The sequence below is a fragment of the Aestuariibaculum scopimerae genome (assembly GCF_059428085.1).
This window is the reverse complement of sequence record NZ_CM182089.1, coordinates 3,213,246-3,229,742: the sequence shown is the minus strand read 5'-3', so window position 1 is coordinate 3,229,742 and position 16,497 is coordinate 3,213,246. Positions and strand designations below refer to the sequence as shown.

11 protein-coding genes and 1 pseudogene are annotated in these 16,497 nt (G+C 37.4%); 2 read left to right on the top strand and 10 right to left on the bottom strand.

What is annotated here, in order from left to right; genetic code table 11:
- Positions 1–16: 16 nt before the first annotated feature.
- The 9 genes and pseudogenes from nirB to tilS form a co-directional block, all read right to left on the bottom strand.
- The gene (gene nirB / locus AC5SR4_RS14000) at positions 17–2,536 is read right to left on the bottom strand and encodes a nitrite reductase large subunit NirB (RefSeq protein ID WP_495356896.1); all 2,520 of its coding nucleotides are present in this window, start codon (positions 2,534–2,536) and stop codon (positions 17–19) included.
- 169 nt (positions 2,537–2,705) lie between these two features.
- Complete coding sequence (locus AC5SR4_RS13995) at positions 2,706–5,000, bottom strand: FdhF/YdeP family oxidoreductase (protein WP_495356895.1); 2,295 nt, start codon at positions 4,998–5,000, stop codon at positions 2,706–2,708.
- 2 nt (positions 5,001–5,002) lie between these two features.
- Entirely contained in the window at positions 5,003–5,626 is a 624-nt protein-coding gene (locus AC5SR4_RS13990; protein ID WP_495356894.1) for a nucleotidyltransferase family protein, read from the bottom strand.
- Positions 5,626–6,645 (bottom strand): XdhC family protein, encoded by a 1,020-nt coding sequence (locus AC5SR4_RS13985; RefSeq protein ID WP_495356893.1) that lies wholly within the window; start codon positions 6,643–6,645, stop codon positions 5,626–5,628. Before AC5SR4_RS13985 ends, AC5SR4_RS13990 begins: the two co-directional genes overlap by 1 nt.
- A gap of 6 nt (positions 6,646–6,651) precedes the next feature.
- Positions 6,652–8,796 (bottom strand): xanthine dehydrogenase family protein molybdopterin-binding subunit, encoded by a 2,145-nt coding sequence (locus AC5SR4_RS13980; protein WP_495356892.1) that lies wholly within the window; start codon positions 8,794–8,796, stop codon positions 6,652–6,654.
- An 8-nt stretch (positions 8,797–8,804) separates the two neighbouring features.
- A pseudogene (locus AC5SR4_RS13975) lies at positions 8,805–9,268 on the bottom strand ((2Fe-2S)-binding protein).
- Between the two features lie 113 nt (positions 9,269–9,381).
- On the bottom strand, positions 9,382–10,338 hold the full coding sequence (locus tag AC5SR4_RS13970; RefSeq protein ID WP_495356891.1) for a YheT family hydrolase: 957 nt from the start codon (positions 10,336–10,338) through the stop codon (positions 9,382–9,384).
- Between the two features lie 2 nt (positions 10,339–10,340).
- Positions 10,341–11,963: an adenine deaminase gene (gene ade / locus AC5SR4_RS13965; RefSeq protein WP_495356890.1), complete on the bottom strand. Its 1,623-nt coding sequence runs from the start codon at positions 11,961–11,963 to the stop codon at positions 10,341–10,343.
- Positions 11,960–13,273: a tRNA lysidine(34) synthetase TilS gene (gene tilS, locus AC5SR4_RS13960; RefSeq protein ID WP_495356889.1), complete on the bottom strand. Its 1,314-nt coding sequence runs from the start codon at positions 13,271–13,273 to the stop codon at positions 11,960–11,962. Before tilS ends, ade begins: the two co-directional genes overlap by 4 nt.
- A gap of 239 nt (positions 13,274–13,512) precedes the next feature.
- Here tilS and AC5SR4_RS13955 point away from each other — a divergent pair, with 239 nt between their 5' ends.
- On the top strand, positions 13,513–14,217 hold the full coding sequence (locus AC5SR4_RS13955) for a hypothetical protein (protein WP_495356888.1): 705 nt from the start codon (positions 13,513–13,515) through the stop codon (positions 14,215–14,217).
- Here the strand turns inward: AC5SR4_RS13955 and AC5SR4_RS13950 are convergent.
- The gene (locus AC5SR4_RS13950) at positions 14,189–15,484 is read right to left on the bottom strand and encodes an anthranilate synthase component I family protein (protein WP_495356887.1); all 1,296 of its coding nucleotides are present in this window, start codon (positions 15,482–15,484) and stop codon (positions 14,189–14,191) included. The genes AC5SR4_RS13955 and AC5SR4_RS13950 overlap by 29 nt on opposite strands.
- A 42-nt stretch (positions 15,485–15,526) precedes the next feature.
- On the opposite strand from AC5SR4_RS13950, the gene AC5SR4_RS13945 reads away from it, so the two are divergent.
- On the top strand, positions 15,527–16,462 hold the full coding sequence (locus tag AC5SR4_RS13945; RefSeq protein WP_495356886.1) for an aldose 1-epimerase family protein: 936 nt from the start codon (positions 15,527–15,529) through the stop codon (positions 16,460–16,462).
- Positions 16,463–16,497 lie beyond the last annotated feature (35 nt).

Sequence of the window (16,497 nt, the reverse complement as noted above, 5' to 3'; positions counted from 1 at the left end):
GTTTATGGTTTGTTTATTATGTCCAAGCTTTTGGCATTTTTTGATCACGCATAGGCACAAAAACCAAGTTGTCATCGGTATCATCAGAATTTACAAAGTGCTTGAAACGCTTTCTCATGTTAGGGTCTTCGATGGCTTGTTTCCATTCACACTCGTACTTGTTTACAAGACCTTGCATTTCTAACTCTAACTCTTCGGCAATACCCAAAGAATCCTCTATTACTACTTGCTTTAAATACTCTATACCGCCTTCTAGCTTATCTAGCCATGGTGCTGTTCTAACCAAAGGACCTGCAGTTCTTAAATAGAACATCAAGAATCTGTCTAAATACTTGATCGCTGTTTTATCATCCAATTGTTCGGCAAAAAGAACAGCATGTTTGGGGGTTGCGCCACCATTTCCACATACATACAAATTCCATCCACCTTCAACAGCTATTAATCCAAAATCTTTGCCTCTTGCTTCTGCACACTCCCTAATACAACCAGATACACCACCTTTTAATTTATGTGGTGAGCGTAAACCTTTATAGCGGTTTTCTATTTCTATGGCAAAGGTTACACTTTCATGCATACCATAGCGGCACCATGTAGAGCCCACACAACTTTTTACTGTTCTAAGTGATTTTCCATAGGCATGTCCACTTTCAAACCCAGCGTTAATCAACTCTTCCCAAATTAGTGGTAATTCATGTAACTGTGCACCAAATAAATCGATGCGCTGTCCACCGGTTATTTTAGTGTACAAATCATACTTTTTGGCAACTTGCCCCAATACTATTAATTTATCGGGGGTAATTTCTCCACCAGCAACTCTGGGAACTACCGAATAGGTACCATTACGTTGGATATTTGCCAAAAAACGATCATTCGTATCTTGAATACCCACTTGCTTATTAGGTGTTTCCATTGTTATGGTTGCAAAGATGGACGCCAAGGCTGGCTTACATATTTCACAACCATCACCTTCTCCAAACAAGTTTAATGCCTCATCATAATCTTTAACTTTATTGACTTTTACCAAGTCGTACAATTCTTGTCTATTAAAGCTAAAGTGCTCACATAGCACTTCTTTAACTTCTTTACCTAAAGATTTTAGAGTTTCATTAACCAAATCCACTACCATGGGCTTACAGCCTCCACATCCTGTAGTTGCCTTTGTTCTTGTAACAACATCTCCCAGATTTTCACAATCACCATCTGTTATAGAACAGCATATATCTCCTTTGGTAACACTTTCGCAAGAACATACTTGTGCAACATCAGGGATATCCATAACACTACCAAAAGACGCCCCGCCTTCTCCTCGACTTCCTATAATCAATTCTTCAGCATCTTCAGGAATTGGTAAGCCGTTTAAGTATATTTGATGGAACATATTATAATCGGATGCATCACCAACTAAAATGCCTCCCAACAACTTTTTGCCATCATGGCTAACGTTGATACGCTTATATAAGTTTTTGGTTTTGTTTTCATAAATAATGGAATATCCTTTTTCTACAGGCATAAAAGGCTCTCCATAACTGGCCACATCCACGCCAATAAGCTTGAGTTTGGTAGACATATCTATATCCTTGCTCATAACCACATCGGTACTACCCAATATTTGATTAACGGCAACCTCAGCCATATCGTAACCAGGAGCTACCAACCCATAAATCATTTGATTGTATAGTGCTACTTCTCCAATAGCATAAATCTCTGGATCTGAGGTTTGCATTTTTTCATTCACTACAATACCTCCTCTAACACCCATTTCCAGGTCGCAGGTCTTTCCTAACTCATCCCGTGGCCTAATACCTGCTGAGATAACCAACATTTCAACATCTATTTTGTCATATTCTCCAAACTCCATCCCGGTTATGGCATCATCTCCCAGAATTTTATTTGTGGCTTTAGATAAATGCACTTTTATACCCAAAGACTCTATTTTTTCCATTAAAACCTTACTCGATCTTGTGTCTAATTGCCTAGGCATTAATTTAGGGGCAAATTCTACCACATGAGGTTCAAACCCCATATCCATTACCGCCTTAGCAGCTTCTAACCCTAATAGACCACCACCCAGTACCGCAGCTTTTATTTTATCGGTTCTTCCTTTTTGAATAGCATCGGCATAAGCAAGCATACCTTCTAAATCTTCTATGGTCCTATAAACAAATATGCCTTTTTTCTCTATTCCTTTAATATTGGGTACAAAGGGCGATGACCCTGTTGCCAATACTAAATAATCGTATTTATAATTAATGTCTTTAGAGGAGGTTACTTTTTTTGAAGACCTGTGTATGTCTGTAATACGCTCATTGGTTATCAATTCAATGTTATGGGACTCATACCATTCCCTAGGAGCCATTTCTAAGGCTTTAGCGTCTTTATTTTCAAAATATTCGCTTAAATGTACGCGATCATACGCTGGTCTGGGTTCTTCACCAAAAACAGTTATTTTATATGCGTTACTACCAGACTTGGCTACAAACTTTTCACAGAATTTATAACCAACCATACCGTTACCTATAACAATGATTTTTTTCATAACTACGTATTTAAAGTACAAATATAAGTAAATATACTTAATTTTGATTACGTAGTTGTGCTGATTTTTTACGTAAGTAGTGAATTTTTGTAGATTTCACAAATTGATACATCCATTACTACATATTAAGCAATATATAGCTTCTAGAAATACAAATAAATAAAGAATATTAAATAGCCTCTATGGTTATGACTACACTTTTAGAGGCAGGTGTTTTGGCTGTATGGGCATAACTATCTAATGGAACTAATATATTAGCTTCAGGAAAATAGGTAGCGCAGCAGTTTTTAGGCATATCATACCCCACTACTTTAAATTGATTTGCTTGTCTAATAACGCCATTAAATTCAGATTTTAAATTGACCACTTGGTGCTCCTGTAATTTTCTAACTTTCATGTCTTCACGATTCATGAATATAACGCGACGTTCATTATAAACGCCTCGATATCGATCATCTAAGCCATAAATGGTTGTGTTGAATTGATCGTGACTACGTATGGTCATCATCATCAACTCCAAGCCCTTCAGCTTCCATGTTGGTAATTTGTTTATGGAAAAATTAGCTTTTCGGGTTTTGGTATTAAATTGCCTAATACGAGCCCCATTGGGCAGGTAAAACCCTGCAGGCTGTTGCAAGCGTATATTATAATCGTTAAAGCCTGTAACAACATCTTGAATATCATTACGTACTAAATTGTAATCGTCCTTATAATTTAACCAGCTTATTTTAGAGCGACCCTTTAATGTGGCATGGGCTACTCCACAAACTACAGCCACCTCACTTAGTAATTTATTTGAGCATGGCTCTAGAATACCCTTTGTTGAAGACACAATACCCATAGAGTTTTCTACACTTTGCACTTGCATACCTGTTTTTTGATAGTCCTTCTCCGATCTTCCCAAACATGGCAATATAAGCGCTTCTTTTCCTGTAACTAAGTGCGACCTGTTCAATTTAGTGCTTACGTGAACTGTTAAATTGCAATTAGCCAATGCTTTGGCTGCATATAAGGTATCTGGAACTGCCGATATAAAATTACCCCCTAAGCCAAAAAAGACTTTGGCATTACCTTTATACATGGCTTTAATGGCTTCTATAACCGAATAGCCATGCTTTGTGGTTGGTTTAAATCCATACTTAGCTTCAATTTTATCTAAAAATGCTTGAGGGGCGGCTTCCCATATTCCTACCGTTCTATCACCTTGCACATTAGAATGCCCTCTAACGGGACATGTACCTGCACCTTCTTTACCAATACTTCCTTTTAAGAGTAGTAGATTGACTAACTCGCGAATATTATCAACAGCGTTTTGATGCTGTGTTAAACCCATAGCCCAACAAATAACAATCTTTTCATTATTGAGTATTAAATTGTAAGCAGCATCAAATACGTCTCTAGCAACACCCGATAGTTTTAAGCATGTATCGAAGTCATATTGTTTTAAATCATCAATAAAAGCTTGGTAACCATGTGTGTATTCATTAATGAAATCCTTATCAAAAACACCACCCTGTTGTGTTTCCTGTTCAAGCAATTTAATTAGAATGGCCTTTATAAAAGCAACATCACCATTAATAGTAATAGGTACAAACACATCGGCTATTTTGGTGCCTCCTGTTACTAGTTTAGTTGGACTTTGTGGGTTTGTAAATTTTACCAAGCCTGCTTCAGGAAGCGGATTTATTGCTATAATCTTTCCGCCTTGCTTTTTACATTTCTCTAAGGCTGTTAACATTCTTGGATGGTTTGTTGCAGGGTTTTGCCCTATTACCATAATTAACTCGGCTTTGTGCAAATCGCTTAAAGTAACCGATCCTTTGCCTATGCCTAAAGTTTCAGATAATGCCTTACCACTGGCCTCATGACACATATTAGAACAGTCTGGTAAATTTGCTGTTCCAAACTCCCTAACAAACAATTGGTATAAAAATGCAGCTTCGTTAGTGGTCCTTCCTGAAGTATAGAATACAGCTTCATCAGGGCTATCCAACGCATTTAAATGTGCCCCAACCATTTTAAAAGCGGCCTCCCATGTAATTGGTTGGTAATGTGTAGCCCCGGCTTCTAGGAACATAGGTTCTGCTAAACGTCCTGATTTACCTAACTCAAAATCTGACCACCCTGCCAATGTATCTATAGCATGTGTTTTAAAAAAGGTTGCACCAATGGTTTTATTTTGCGCCTCTTCTGCCATGGCTTTCATGCCATTCTCACAATATTCGCCTAGTACTGAACGCTCATCATCAGGATCTGGCCAAGCACATCCCGGACAATCAAATCCACCTTTCTGATTAAGTTTTAATGATATTTTTAAGGCATCTACTGGATTCATGTACTTTGATACCTGCTTTATAACTGACCCCATAGCGGGAAACCCTACACTGTTTTTTGGTGGAGCTGTTGTTTTCAAATCTGAAAATGTTTCAGGTGTCTTGGCCTTGTCTTCAGGTGATGAATGCATCGTTATTTTTTAAAATTCGCCTTATAAGCACTTATATAGTCTTCTTTTGAATCCAAATCTATGTTTTTTTGAGGAGCTTGTAAAGCCTTAACATAAGATTTGTAAGTTTTCAATAAATGCTGTGCGCCCCGGTCATCATTTAAATCAGATAACGTCTTTAAATATGCTTTATCAAAAAGTACAGGCACACCTCTTTTTCCAGTTTCATAAAGTGTTGCAATAATCTGGTTTTTGTTAGGCTCAAAGTTTGCAATCATCTCCTCTAAATAGGCACTTGTAATAAATGGTTGATCGGCCAAAACAATCAATAGTCCGCCAATGTTTAATGCTGAACTCTTATAATAGGTAGCTGCATTAGCAATGGATTTGCCTAAACCCATCTGCCAATCTTTATTATTTAATACCTTAATGGGATATGCTTTAATAGCATTATAAATTGTATGGTAATTGGCCCCCAATACTACGCTTACCTCAGTAACTTTTAATTGTAATGCGTTTTGTATTGTATGAGTTAAAAGTGTACCATCTGCCCAAGGCAAAAGCTGTTTAGCTTCTCCCATACGCTTGGATGCACCCGCCGCCAATATGGCAATTGCAATATTTGGTTTTACATGGTTGGCCGTCATTAGGGACTGGAATGAATCTTTCCTCTTTTTTTGCTTAAAGATATGGTATCTCTTTTACGTGTAACAGCCAAAATTTCTGAGACAATAGAGACCGCTATTTCTTGTGGCGTTTCAGAACCAATATCGATGCCCGCTGGACCATGAATTGTATTTAAAAATGCTTCTTCAACGTCTGGACAATATTCTATAAACTGAGATAGCAAATCTTCTCTTCGCTTTGTTGGCCCCAAGATACCTATGTAGTTAGGACATGTTTTATTCAATGCTACCAAATAACGTAAATCGTTTGCAAAACTATGCGTCATTAAAACAATGGCTGTTTGTGCATCTATAGAAATCAAATTCAAAGCTTCTGGTTCTATAGCATGAAAGTCTTTGGCACCAGGAAAATTTGCAATGGATTTTGAAGCATTAACCCCAGAAATAACTGTAACCTCCCAGCCTGTTAAACTAGCATATTTACACAATTGCACAGCATCATGCTCGGCACCTATGATTATTAATCTAAAGCATGGGGGCATATTTTGCACAAAATTCAAATGCCTTTTGTTTACTTTATGCCTGTCTCCTTGAATGGGAAATTCAAGGGTGTTTATTTTAACAATAGAACCTATATCCAAATAAACACCGGCCTCCTTTATATAGTAAGATGTTATTTGAAAAACATCTCGTTGTTCTAAACAATTGGAAAAAGCTTCATGAAACGCTTTAGAGGGGGTAAATGCCTCCAATAATATATACAAAACACCTTCACAGCCCAATCTGTATCTACCATCATAAGTCATTATTTTAGCAGTTCCTGTTTTGAAAACTGATTGCGACTGCAACAATACTTCTTTTTCTACACAGCCACCACTTACGGCTCCAACCATACTGCCATCCTCTAAGATAAGCATTCTTACCCCTGGTCTACGATAGGATGAACCATCTAGCGCTACAACCGTAGCAAGTACAGATTTTAACCCCTCGCTATTGGCTGCAAAAGCTTGCTGCACTATGTCTTTAAACTCATGCGTCATAAAAGCTTATGAAAGGTTCATGTTTTTAATATAAGGCTGTTTTCTTAAACGCTTACCTGTTGCTGCATATATAGCATTGGCAACTGCTGCTCCGGCAGGTGGTAAGGTAGGTTCCCCTAATCCTGTTGGGGCTTCATCACTATCAATAAAATAGCTTTCCACAACTGGGGTCTCGGCCATTCTAATTAAACGATAATCTCCAAAATTGGAAAGCTCTGGGGCCCCTTTCTTAAATGTTATTTCACCATACATCGCATGGCCTATACCATCTATAACCCCTCCTTCGATTTGGTTTTTAGCACCTAATGGGTTAACAACTATCCCACAATCTACTACACAATACACTTTGGTAACTACAGGTATGTTATCTTTTAAAACAACCTCGGCAACTTCTGCAACATGGGAATTATGACTGTAATAAGCACTAAACCCTTGATAGACCCCTTCTTTAGGACTTCCCCAATTGGATTTTTCTACAGCCATTTTTATAACAGCTTCCATACGTTCTGGAGAATACTGCATTCTATCACTTTTATTTTTCTTGGCCTCCTCTAGCAATTCCAAACGAAGTGCCACAGGATCTTGGTTTAATTCCTCTGCAAGTTCATCAAAAAAGCTTTGTTCGGCATTTGCCAAGAAATTGCAAACTGGCGCTCGCCAAGGTCCGGTAGTAATTTCACTATCAAGCCTAGCCGCATCTACCTGATAATTTTCTATCGATCCAGCAGGAAAGTAACTCGCTCGCGATTTGTTTATACCGCTGCCTATAGCAGCTTCCTGCAAATGGTAGCCAATGACTTTAGAATCTTTAATAGCGGCACTTATTTTATATTTTACCATGGGGCGGTAAATACCAGATGTCATATCGTCTTCTCTAGTGTAGATTAATTTAATTGGTTTTTTAGATATATTGGAAATTTCTGCCGCTTCCAAAACAAAGTCACCTATCAAACGTCTTCCAAAACCACCCCCCATTCTTGTCATCTGTAAAGAAATATCATTCTCATTCCTATTCAATAGCCTAGCTACTTGTCGTGCCGTGCCTTCTGGCGTTTGTATAGGCCCTGCCAACTCAACATGCGAATCGGTTACATGCGCAAAAAAGTTCATGGGTTCCATACAATTATGAGGTATAAAAGGCGCTTCATATATGTGCTCTACAACCTTATCGGCTTGGCGTTTGGCCATTTTAAAATTACCATCAGATATTACTTCATTTAGAGCCTTAGAATCAAATAGTTTTACAAGTTCTCTGTCATGATCCTCTGTACTCATAAGGTTTTCATCTGAACTCCAAGTAGCTTCTAAGGCTTTTTTTCCCGAAATAGCTGCCCATGTATTACTTGCCAAAACAGCAATTTTATTTCCAAATTGAAAGACATCTATAACGCCACTTACCTTTCTAGCTTCTGTATCATCAAAGCCTACAAGCTCTTGTCCAAAAGCAGGCGGTCTTAAGGCCGTAGCGTAAACCATGCCTTCTTTTTTGTAATCGAAGCCAAATAAAGGCTCGCCAGACGTAATTTTATCTATATCTACATTTTTAATGTCTTTCCCTATAATTTTAAAACCTTTAACACTTTTTAGTTTAACATCTTCAGGTACTTCTAATTTTGCTGCTTCTGCAACTACATCGCCATACCCTAAGGTATCGCCTTTGGCATTTTTTATAATGCCCTGTTCTGTATAACATTCATCTGGAGAAACACCCCATTTAATGGCTGCAGCATTTATTAGCATTTGTCTAGCGGTGGCTCCTGTTTGCCTTAGGGGCATCCAAGAATGTCTTATAGAGTTACTACCACCTGCTACCTGTCTGGTAAAATTCTCTGTATCTAACCCTGCCTGTTCTACAAAAACATGTTCCCAAGGCACGTCTAATTCTTCTGCTATTAGCATAGGCATAGAGGTTTTAACACCTTGCCCTATTTCTGGGTTGGGCGAATAGATAGTTACCATACCATTCTCAGCAATTTTTATAAAGGCATTGAAATCTTGAAAGTTTAGGTTTTCAGCATCCAATAAAACCTTGCTACTATCTTTGCAGGCTTCTAGCAAGGTAAACCCAAATAAGATACCGCCGCTGGATAAGCCTACTGTTTTTATAAAAGATCTTCTACTAAACGTTATGTTGCTTGTGCTTGTTTCCATAATTCCCGTTATTTAGTTTCTATTTTAGCAGCAAGACATACCGCCTGTTCAATCCGATTATAAGCGCTGCATCTGCAAATATTGCTGTGCATGGCTGTTCTTACCTCATCTACAGTTGGACTGCTGTTTTGTTCCAAAAATGCAGAGGCGGTCATTATTTGGCCTGCTTGGCAGTAACCACATTGTGGTACATCTACTTCTTCCAGGCTTTTTGAACGGGATGACTATTGTCTTCAGACAATCCTTCAATAGTCGTAATCTTAGTGTCCCCAACGGCTGATACGGGTATTAGACAGCTTCTGGTGGCTACGCCATCAAAATGTATGGTGCATGCACCACATTGCCCAATACCACACCCATATTTGGTTCCAACTAAATCTAGAGCATCTCTTAAAACCCATAACAATGGCGTGCTTTCATCAACATCCACTGTATGTGTCTTTTCATTAACGTTTAATTTGTAAGTTGGCATGTTACTGGTGTTTTATGTTAAGTAATAGCAAAAACGTGTTACACTTAGTGTATAAAACCGTTTTCTTTTAAAATTACAAAAAAGCCTGCTTACTTAAGGATTTTAACTTTTTTTTATGAATCCATAACGAACTTAAGTGCCTTTCGCTCATTATAATACACATTATTGCTAGCGATAAAACCTACATGCCCGCCATATTTTGGCATTTCTAAAAACAAATTGGGATTTTGTTTGGCTTCGTTTACAGGATAACAGGTTTGTGATAAAAACGAATCGTTTAGCGCATTAATTATCAAAGTAGGGACTTTTATATTTTGTAGAAACTGCAAACAACTACACTTTTTATAATAATCGGTAGCATTTTTAAAACCATGGGCTCTAGACGTGTAAACGTCATCAAAATCCCTCAAGGTTAAAATGGAACAAAAGTCTTCAACAGAGAGGTCGTCAGGATACTTTACCAACTTATTAATCAATTTTTTCTTTAAATGATTTAAAAAGCGATTGGCATATAACCTGTTTTTAGATTTAAGAAGCTCCATACAAGAACCATTTAAATCAGCAGGTACCGAAATGGCAACTCCTGCTTTAATTTCTACCGGAAGTTTATTGTTTTCTCCCAAATACTTTAAAATCAGGTTAGCCCCCAAACTTATACCGTACAAATAAATTACTTTATATTTTTTTAAAGCTAGCACATGTGCAACAATGTCCTCAATATCTTCTGTAGCACCAGAATGGTAACTTCTATATTTTAGGTTATCTTCACCACTACAGCCCCGAAAGTTTGCACATATAGCGTCAATACCATTAGCGTTAAATAATTTAGCCACACCCGTAACATAAGGTCGTTGTCCGTGCCCTTCCAATCCATGAAAGCATAAAATAAGCTTATCGGTTTTTGTTTTGGAATGGCTCCAATCTAGGTCTAGAAAATCTCCATCACTTAATGTGATACGTTCGCGCTCTTGCTTTAATGTAACCCGCCTAACCAATCCCGAATACACTGTAGAGATAAATCCATTTTTAAAGAGAAAGAAAGGCTTGTAAGTAGATTCTATAATGGGCATATTTAATGAACTTCTAAAGGGATAAATTTAAAATTAGCACCATCAAACAAACCTTTATCGCTTAACTTTAAAGCAGGAATAACCAATAAAGCCATAAACGATAAGGTCATGTAAGGGGCATTTAAGGTACTTCCCAACTGTTTAGCCTTCTTGTCCAATTGGGCATAGGCATTTCCAACTGTTTTTCCATCCTTATCACTCATAATACCAGCTACTGGTAGTGGTAGTATACTACTATCGGTATTTGAGACAGCACAAATACCACCTTTATTTTCTATAAGTAAGTTAACCGCTTTACATATAGCTGCATCGGTAGCTCCAACTGCAATGATATTATGTGAATCGTGACCTACAGATGATGCTATGGCACCTTCCTTTAGTCCAAAATTCTTAATAAAGGCCAATGCCGGCTTACTATTATTGTAACGGTTTACCACAGCCATTTTTAAAACATCGGTATTGGTATTAGAAACCAAGTTACCATCCACAGCAAAGGCATCCATTGTAAGTTGATTAGTAACCAATTGCCCTTCCAGGGCTTCAATAACACGTATTTTTTTTGCCGAAGCCTTCTGTTTAAAATCCGTAACCGCTTTAATGGTGCATTTAAAATTATTCAAGATTTTAAATGAAACCCGAGGTATTAATGATGTACCATCATTAAAAACCAGTTCGCCATTTATATATGTTTGTAACGTTTTAAAATCTATCAAATCTTCTACTACAATAAAATCCGCAGAATCCCCTTCACGCAGTAAACCAACATCTAAGTTATAATGGTTTACTGGATTTGTACAGGCCATTTGTAATACACTAAATACATCAATACCTTTTGCTACGGCCCTAGCACAAAGTTGGTTTATATGTCCTAGCATTAAATCGTCTGGATGCTTATCGTCACTACAGAACATCATAGCCTCAAAATGGGTATTGGCTAAATCTATCAAGGCATCAAAATTTTTAGCAGCACTTCCCTCTCGAATAATAACCTTCATGCCTTTTTGGAGCTTTTCTAAGGCTTCCTCATAGGTAAAACATTCATGATCGGTAGTAATACCTGCCTGTATGTACTTTGAAATGGCTTCCCCTTTTAGCCCTGGTGCATGACCATCAACAGGTTTGTTGTAATGTTTGGCCCAAGCTATTTTTTGCATAACCTCTGCGTCATTAAACAAAACGCCCGGGTAGTTCATCATTTCAGCTAAATATTTTATCTCAGGGTTTTCTAGAAGTGTTTTAATGGCATTGGAGTCTATAACTGCTCCCGCCGACTCAAAAGTAGTGGCCGGTACACACGAAGGTGCTCCAAAGTTGAATTTAAAGGGCACCTTATGTCCATTTTCAATCATAAACGTAACCCCTTCCACACCAAGAACATTAGCTATTTCATGCGGATCAGATACTGTAGCTACCGTACCATGCATTACTGCCAAACGGGCAAACTCACTTGGCACGAGCATCGAACTTTCAATATGTATGTGAGCGTCTATAAAGCCCGGAATAATATAGTTATTTACAGCATGTGCTTTTTCTATAACAGACACAATCTTACCGCTTTTAACCGTAATTTCACCTTTGTAAATACGCTTGTTGTGTATATCTACTATGTGCCCCTGTACAATCATTTATGCAATGTAATTTTTAAAATGTCCCTGGTACGCTCTGTTACCCTAAACCGGTCATCAGCCCGGTGGTTTATTACCCAAACAATACGGTCTCCCGAACACAATAACCAAGTAGCTTCCTTATCTAGCAAAGAAAACTTTTCATCTTTAAAATATTTACTCAACTTCTTTTTACCCGTCATTCCCAACGGATAAAATACATCTCCCTCTTTACGTTTTCTTATGGTTAATGGGTATTCTAATAGTGCTTTATCTACATAAATCGTATTGGCCTGTACATTTTCAAGAGTATCTGTCTTATCAAAAAACAAAACACCCAAAGGTGTTTCAACATGCACATCTGTTTTTAAAACATGTATAGTATTGGTTTCTACTGGCCCCAAACCGCTTAAAATTAAAACGTCCCGATCCTTTATCAAGCGGTGCGTTTCAGAAACTACATATTTACCAGGTTGTGCATCCAACAAGCTTAAAACATCATCCCAAGCTGTAAATCCATAAGCTTTAAATAGTTCATACAAATAGGCTTTAGGCGAACTCAGGCTTTTAAGTGTTGCTATGTTGTACTTAATAGCTGTTTCGTCTGCGCTTTCAATAACCTGCTCTAAAACAGCATCTATATGGTCTTTTACAATGGTTGACGTATCATTCAAATACCCCATTGTATTTTGAAAGCTTTGTAACAAGCTAGGGTTTATTTCCTTTAAAATAGGAATCACATCATGCCGCAATTTATTACGTAAATATTTTGTTGTGCTATTGCCACTATCTTCTACCCATGTAATCTTGTTTTCCTTGGCATAAGCTGCAATAGCTTCTCTAGAAAATGGCAAAAGAGGGCGTACAAAATAATCGTTAACCTCGGGAATACCCGTTAAACCTTCCAACCCCGTCCCTCTAGTAAAATTTATTAAAAACGTTTCCAAATTATCATCGGCATGGTGGGCCGTTAAAACATAGTCAAATGCAAGTTGGGTTGCCAATTCATTAAACCAATTGTAGCGTAGTTCCCGTGCAGCCATTTGTATAGAACGCTTATTGGTTATAGCATACGTTTTTGTATCAAAACTTTCAACAAACACTTCCAAATCCAAGTCGTCTGCCAATGCTACCACAAAATCCTCATCAGCATCGCTTTCTTGTCCTCTTAAATTAAAATTACAATGTGCCAGAGCTATATTTAAGCCTTTCTTGTTACATAAATGTGTTAAAACCACACTGTCAATACCTCCCGAAATAGCAATGAGCAAGCGCTTGCTTTTTAAAAAAGACAAATGAGAATCTATATGCTTTTGGAATTGTTTAAACATGCCTCAAAGATACAACATTGCCTATTCAAATACCCACCATTTTTATTATTATAAGCACCCATTGGGTTGTAGTGAATAGAGAATAAAGAGTAGGCCATGCTTTACTAAGGGTCTATTATTAACCAAACCTGTTTGTAAATAGGCAATAGCTAAAAACACAAAGAGTTGAAATGATAATTGTCATATACCATCCTTTCTAAATTTTGTATCTTTAAGGAGTAACCATAATTCATATAGCCATGTGTACTCTAGAAAAACTAAATGATAAAGCAACACAAATAAATTTTAATAAAAAATTGGTGTCTGCCACCCAACATTTACAGGCTTATATTAAGCACAGACTTTACATTGCAGAATCTACAGGCATTATTCCCAAAAACATGTACACAACACGCGACATGACCGATGAAGCCATTGCCAAGTTCTATGAGAATGGTTATGATATTGATATGGATGCCATGCAAATTAAACTAAAGCTCTTTAAAATTGTAGATACCGATTTAGATGCACTCTTTAAAAAGGAAGCTTTTCACAAAAACACCCTTAGTACAGATGCCATTTTAAAAGAAGAACTGCAAGACTTGGAAGAACGGTTTACTATTGACTCTGACATGGACTATATTATGCTTGAGGAACTCAATGATATTTCATACCACCAACCAAACAACCAACCACGTGTCTTTTTATATGATGATGAAGCCACCTCTGTACTCAATGCTTTTGAAATCCCCAAAAAGAAAACCCAACATACTAAAAAACTGCTTAGCGATTTTTACAGCAAATCACCACTTAGCATTACTGGTATTGTTGATTTGTTTGTTTTTGGAAAACTAAGCCCTATAGATATTGCCAAAGTCAAAAATATTGAAGCACAACTAGTGGAACGTATTTTAGTAGCCAGTGAGCGTCGGTTTCTTAAAACCCCTCCAACACCTCGCGCATAGCCTTGGCCTTTACCAAACACTCCTCATACTCCTTTAAAGGGTCGCTTTTAGCCGTAATAGCCCCTCCAACAGAGTAGGACACATAATTTTTGGTTTCATTGTACAGAATACTTCGAATAACCACATTAAAGTCAAAATCACCCGTAGGTGAAAAATATCCTACCGCACCCGAATAAAGCCCACGTTTGGTTTCTTCTAAAGCCTCAATGATCTTCATGGCAGAAATCTTGGGCGCCCCGGTCATGCTACCCATAGGAAATGTACTGGCAATAATATCTACAGGATGTGTAGTTGGGGTTACTTTTGAAGTTACTGTAGAAATCATATGATGCACCTGATCGAAAGTGTAAATCTCGCACAAGGCCTCTACCGCCACACTACCCTTAATAGCTGTTTTAGACAAATCGTTCCTTACCAAATCCACAATCATAATGTTTTCACTACGCTCCTTTGCATTATTACGCAACTCTTGTTTTAAAGCATGGTCTTCTTCCCCATTTAAAGAACGCTTGGCTGTACCTTTAATAGGCTGTGATATAAGTCTATTGCCGTCCTTTTTTAAATAGCGCTCTGGCGATGCCGACAGCAAGTATTTATCGGTGCACTTTAAAAAAGTTGCAAATGGCGGATTGGAAATACCATTCAATTTATTGTAAATCTCCAAAGGGTTTATGTGGGTATCTTCAGCATAAAACTCCTGACAAAAATTAGCCTCATATATATCCCCACGGTGAATGTGATCCAACATAGCCGTAATCTTCTCAAAATACGCATCTTTATGAATGCGAAGCTTAATCTTAATAGGGTCTGTTTGTGGCTTGTCTTTTGGGATTTCAATATTTTCAATCGCCTTTAAATCAGTTTCAATGGCATTATCAACCAGTTTTAAGTATTGTATCTCTACCTGATCTCCCTTAAACAAGAACAAACGCTTAGGTTGAAAAAAATAGAGGTCTGGAAACTTTAAACCATCCTGATGGTTTGATTGCAATTGCTCTACATCATTTTTCAAATCATAAGTTAAATATCCAAAAATCCAATCGCTGGTTAAGGTTTGATAGTCCTTTAATTGCATAAAAGCATCTTGGTAATCGGTTTTAATACTCGTAAACGCATCTACGGCTAAAACCGCATCGTATTTCGCATGTTTTTGTTTGTAGTTATTAGAATCTAACCAAACTGCATCTTCAAATTGCTGACTCCATACCAACAAGTTTTGCTTGAATACCTGGATAGTCTCTGTTTTATATAGATATTTTGTTCTCAACCTTAAAATTTACTGCGCAAAGTTAGTCAGATTCCTTAAAAAATGACAAGTTTTGTATATTTAGAACGCCTTTATACTTTTATTTCCATGTTTACATTACAAAACAACAAGCTTAAAATAGCTGTTAACCCAATTGGTGCAGAGCTATGCCAAATAACATCCACAAAACACAACACCGGGTTTATGTGGGATGCCAATCCAGATGTATGGGGTAGTCACGCCCCTAACTTATTTCCTATTATTGGAGCCTTAAAAGAAAACAACTATCTATTTGAGGGTAGTATATACAGCCTACCTAAGCATGGTTTGGTTAGAAACAATCCCTTTGTTAGTTTACATAAAGAGACTTCAAATAGCTTAACTTTTAAGCTAATATATAACTCTGAATCTTTAAAAGCATACCCCTTTCAATTTGAATTTTATATTACTTACCAACTTCTAGATAACTGCATTAGTATATCATACCTTATTAAAAATGCCGACAATAAAGCAATGTACTTTTCGGTTGGGGGCCATCCTGCTTTTAAATGCCCTGTGTATAGTGACGAAACCTATACAGACTATACCTTAACATTTGAACACCAAGAAACCTCTAACACCCATTTAATCAATACCTCCAATGGCCTTATTTCATCCAAAACAAAACCAATGCTTAGCAATACTAATGAACTCCCTTTAACACATGAGCTGTTTAATGACGATGCTCTTATTTTTAAAGACCTTATATCCAAAAAAACAACTTTAACCAGCAAATTGCACGGACACGTACTTACCGTAAGCTATAAGGACTTTCCATATTTGGGCATATGGGCCAAACCCAATGGTAACTATGTTTGTATAGAACCTTGGCTAGGTATTGCCGACCATGAGGATACCAACCAAAACTTTAAAACTAAAGAAGGCATCTTAAAACTGGCTCCAAAAAAAACCTTTACGGCTAGTTACCACATAGAAATACATAACGAGCACTTAACCTAATTAGGATAAATAAGGTTAACTTTGCAAGCTAAACA